The organism is Brevibacterium sp., assembly GCF_052105255.1.
Classification (GTDB): domain Bacteria; phylum Actinomycetota; class Actinomycetes; order Actinomycetales; family Brevibacteriaceae; genus Brevibacterium; species Brevibacterium linens_B.
The window spans coordinates 1-4,251 of sequence record NZ_JBQDYQ010000110.1; the positions used below are offsets into that span (position 1 = coordinate 1).

At 65.7% G+C, this 4,251-nt stretch carries 4 protein-coding genes and 1 pseudogene; 4 read left to right on the forward strand and 1 reads right to left on the reverse strand.

All coding sequences use genetic code 11. The features are described from left to right. Window positions 1-531 (forward strand): annotated as a pseudogene (locus tag ACTIIH_RS15950) (oxidoreductase); the annotation flags it as partial. A 90-nt stretch (window positions 532-621) separates the two neighbouring features. Continuing rightward, window positions 622-1,218 (forward strand): amidohydrolase family protein, encoded by a 597-nt coding sequence (locus ACTIIH_RS15955; RefSeq protein WP_441452812.1) that lies wholly within the window; start codon window positions 622-624, stop codon window positions 1,216-1,218. Window positions 1,219-1,252: 34 nt separating this feature from the next. Here ACTIIH_RS15955 and ACTIIH_RS15960 read toward each other — a convergent pair whose 3' ends face one another. After that, entirely contained in the window at window positions 1,253-2,440 is a 1,188-nt protein-coding gene (locus ACTIIH_RS15960) for an acyl-CoA dehydrogenase family protein (protein ID WP_441092340.1), read from the reverse strand. 121 nt (window positions 2,441-2,561) lie between these two features. On the opposite strand from ACTIIH_RS15960, the gene ACTIIH_RS15965 reads away from it, so the two are divergent. Next, entirely contained in the window at window positions 2,562-3,458 is an 897-nt protein-coding gene (locus tag ACTIIH_RS15965) for a LysR family transcriptional regulator (protein ID WP_441452810.1), read from the forward strand. A gap of 92 nt (window positions 3,459-3,550) precedes the next feature. After that, window positions 3,551-4,186 (forward strand): class I SAM-dependent methyltransferase, encoded by a 636-nt coding sequence (locus ACTIIH_RS15970; RefSeq protein ID WP_441452811.1) that lies wholly within the window; start codon window positions 3,551-3,553, stop codon window positions 4,184-4,186. Window positions 4,187-4,251 lie beyond the last annotated feature (65 nt).

Sequence of the window (4,251 nt, forward strand, 5' to 3'; positions counted from 1 at the left end):
TTCGCCCTGACGAATCTGCTGCTCCCGCAGGTGCGCGAGCGCATCGTCACCGTCGCCTCTATCGCCCACCGGTTCGGCACGATCGAATTCGACGACCTCCAGTGGACCGGCCGATCATATCGGCCGATGGCCGCCTATGGTCAGTCGAAGCTGGCGAACCTGCTCTTCACCGCTGAACTCCAGCGCCGACTGACCGAACGGTCATCCTCGGTGATCGCGACGGCCGCCCATCCTGGGATGGCGGCGACGAACCTCTTCGGCTCCAGCGACGACAACTCTTTGGACGCGCGAGCCAGCCGTGCGTTCACCCGAGTGGTCGCGCAGAGCGAGCAGAACGGGGCACGGCCGATCCTCTGTGCCGCCGTCGCCGACCTGCCCGGTGGCAGCTACGTCGGCCCGAACGGTCCGTTCGAGATCCGCGGAAAGCCGGGATTCGCATCCCGTTCGGCGAAGTCCACCGACACCGAGGTGGCTCGCCGACTGTGGGCGGTCTCCGAAGAGCTGACCGGGGTGACGTTCCCGGAATTGTGAGGACTGCCGATGCTTACGATGACGAGGAGGAAGCCGTGACGATTCTGCGCAACGTGCACATCATCGACGGCGACGACGCCACTGAGGTGTCTGCCCTCGGTAGTCCGACGCTGCGGGCGCTCGTCGACGGAGCCCACGACCGGCGCTGCTCACCGTCGCCCATGCGGTCACTCCCGGGGCGTTCGATCGCGGCCTCGAAGCCGGTGTCGATGTGCTCACGCATGTCCCTTTCGGCTGAGCGAGGCGACGATCTCTCGGATCGTCGAGACGGGCACCATCGTCTCCCCCACCTTGGTGATGATGCGTGCGATTGCCGACGCCCGCCTCGGCGAGCATGCCGATTCCGCGTTCGCTCTCGCCCTGTCGAATGTGCGCGCCCTGCAAGCAGCGGGGGTGCGGATCATTGCGGGCACCGATGCGAAAGAGACGCCGTTCGCGCCCGTGCCCCACGGGGCGTCGCTGCACGATGGGCTCGGCTATCTCCTCGAAGCCGGGATGACTGCCGCCGAGGCAATCCGGTCGGCCACCTCGGTCGCAGCCGATGCGCTCGAGCTGAGTGACCGGGGGCGGATCGTCGAAGGCGGCCGTGCGGATCTGCTGGTTCTCGCGACCGATCCGCTGGCTGACCTGGACGGTCTGCGCACCCCCGCCGAGGTGTGGGTCAGCGGGGCGCGGCTCAGCAGGTGACCTGGGGTACCGGCCGACCGCGGCTCGGATCAGCTCAGCGGAAGGCCTGCTGGCCGGTGATGTGGCGGCCGAGGATGAGGGTGTGGACCTCGTCGGTGCCTTCGTAGGTGCGCACCGACTCGAGGTTGTTCGCGTGCCGCAGCGGTGAGTATTCGAGGGTGATGCCGTTGCCGCCGAGCATCGTCCGGGCCTCCCTGCAGATGGCGATGGCTTCGCGGCAGTTGTTCAGCTTGCCGACGGAGATCTGCACGGGATCGAGGGTCCCGGCGTCCTTGAGTCGTCCGGTCTGGATCGCCAGGAGAGTGCCCTTCTGGATCTCGAGGGCCATATTCACCAGCTTCTCCTGAGTGAGCTGGTAGGCGGTGAGCGGCTTGTCGAACTGGAGGCGATTCTGTGCGTAGTCGAGGGCGACGTCGAAGGAGTCGCGGGCGGCCCCCATGGCGCCCCACATGATTCCGTACCGGGCCTCATTGAGGCAGGAGAACGGCCCCTTCAGTCCCGTGACCTCGGGCAGGACCGCCTCGGCGGGCAATTTCACGTCCTCAAGGTCGATATCGCACTGGATGGACGCCCGCATCGACAGCTTCTGCGGGATCGGGGTGGCGGTGAATCCGGGGGTGTCGGTGGGCACGAGGAAGCCGCGGATGCCGTCGTCGGTGGCGGCCCAGATGACGGCGATGTCGGCGATCGAGGCCAGGCCGATCCAGCGCTTGGCGCCGTTGAGAGTCCAGGATCCGTCGGCGTTGCGAGCGGCGGTGGTGGCCATGGATGCGGGGTCGGATCCGGCGGTGGGTTCGGTCAGTCCGAAGCAGCCGATGATCTCGCCTTTGGCCATTCCGGGCAGGTAGCGGTTCTTCTGCTCTTCGGATCCGAATTTGTGGATGGCCGACATCGCCAGCGATCCCTGGACGGAGACGAAGGTGCGCAGTCCGGAGTCGGCGGCTTCGAGTTCGAGGGCGGCGAGACCGTATTCGACGGCGGAGCGTCCAGGGCACCCGTAGCCCTGCAGGTGCATGCCGAGGAGTCCGAGTTCGCCCATCTCAGCCACGATCTCGGTCGGGAAGGTTGCGCTTTCGTACCAGTCGGCGATGTTCGGGCGGATGCGGTCGTCGACGAAGGTCCGAACCTTTTCGCGCAGCGCCAGCTCGTCGTCGGTGAGGAGTCCGGCGAGGTCGAGGAGGTCGGAAGGGTCGGCGGTGGTGTCTGCGGTGTCCGTGGTCATGGGTGTCTCCTATGGGTTTGAGTTCGTCTTCAACAGTGCCATCGGAATTACTCAGAGTCCAAGAGGTAATATCAAAGTGATTATTTGCAAATTTTTATCAATCTGGGCGGTGGGGTAGGTCATGGAGTTCAGGCAGGTCACAGCGTTCCTCGCCGTCGCCGAGGAGCTGCATTTCGGGCGGGCCGCGGAGCGCCTGCACATCGCGCAGCCCGCGCTCAGCCAGATGATCCGTGCGCTCGAGAAGGACCTCGACGTCGATCTGTTCGAGCGGACGACGCGGCGGGTCCGACTGACGCCGGCGGGTGAGGCGCTGCTCGGACCCGCCGCTGCGATCGGGACTCAGGTGGACGGTGCCCGGCGCATCGCCCGGGCAGCTCAACAGGGTCTGGCGGGCCGGGTCCGCATCGGATTCGGCGGCACGAGCGGCTACTCCATCCTCTCCAGACTGGCCCGCGAGGTCGGTGAGCGGCACCCGGGCATCAGCCTCGACCTGCAGCCGCAGATGTACTGCGGGGAAGCCGCGATCGCGCTGCGCGACGGGGAGACCGATCTCGCGATCATCAGTCCGCCGGTGCCGGCCGGTGTCGAGGTCCACATCATCCGGCAGGAGAGCGTGATGATCGCCATGCCCTCAGCACACGAGTTGGCCGAGCGTGAGTCGGTGAGCATGGGTGAGCTCGCCGGTCAGCCGTTCATCTCCTATGCCCCATCGCACGGGTCTCAGGTCAGAGAGGTGATGATGCGGCTGGCCGATGACGCCGGGTTCCTGCCTCAGGTCGTCCAGGAAGCACCGGATCCCTACAGTCTTCTGGCTCTCGTCGGCGCGCAGGTCGGGATGGCCGTCGTCGTCGAGTCCTCGGATCACATCCGCATCGACGGAGTGCGCTATGTCCGCCTCGACGAAGGCGGGGATTCCTTCACTCTCGCCCTCGGCTGGCGCCGGAACAATCCCTCCGAGGCGCTGGCGAGGGTACTCGACATCATCCGCGAGCTCTTCCCCTCCCCTATTACTACCTGACGGCGGCCCAGCAACCCGGCGCGAGGTTGCTGGGCCGTCAGGTAGTTCGAGGAGCGCGAAGTCAGCGCGGAAACGAGTGAGAGACTGTGGAGATGGTGCGTTCGCCCGACCTTTCGGACTACGCCGCAAAAATGCGGCGGTTGGCTCAAACAGGTGTCGACCTCGATGTCGACGCCCGGTTCATCGATATGCTCGCGCCCCGCGGGGCGAGCATCCTTGATATCGGCTGCGGGATCGGCAGTGCAGTCGCGGCACTGCGCACGGCCGGGCACCGGACATTCGGCATCGACCCGACGCCTGAGGTCCTGCAGGTAGCGACTGACCTATTCGACGCTGCTTGGTTCCGGCAGCTGTCAGCGACAGACCTGTCACCTGGAACGATGACAGATCATCGGCTACCGAAGAACTTCGATCTCATTCTCATGTCAGGTAACGTGCCGGCTTTTCTGACCCGGGCGGAGCTCTCAAGGGCATTCGCCGCCGCAGATGAGCTGCTGGCGCCAGGCGGTCACCTCGTTGTCGGGACAACGACCCATCGACGAGGCGGTCCTGTCGATCTCGATCACTGCGCGGCCGGAACGTCACTGAGACTTGAGCACCGCTACGGTGACTGGCACCTCGGCGCATTCGATTCCGAATCACCGTGGTCAGTCAGCATCTATTTGGCCCAAGGTAACCGCCGCACAGCCGACGGTCCCGACGGCATTCACGTATTACCGCCCGAATAGCCCTTATTACTACCTGACGGGGGCCCAGCAACCTCGCGCGAGGTTGCTGGGCCCCCGTCGGGTAG

What these genes read in the sequence shown, in the direction of transcription:
- ACTIIH_RS15960 (WP_441092340.1), bottom strand. Translation starts at nt 2,440, where the DNA reads ATGACCACGGACACCGCAGACACCACCGCCGACCCTTCCGACCTCCTC.
- ACTIIH_RS15965 (WP_441452810.1), top strand. Translation starts at nt 2,562, where the DNA reads ATGGAGTTCAGGCAGGTCACAGCGTTCCTCGCCGTCGCCGAGGAGCTG.
- ACTIIH_RS15970 (WP_441452811.1), top strand. Translation starts at nt 3,551, where the DNA reads ATGGTGCGTTCGCCCGACCTTTCGGACTACGCCGCAAAAATGCGGCGG.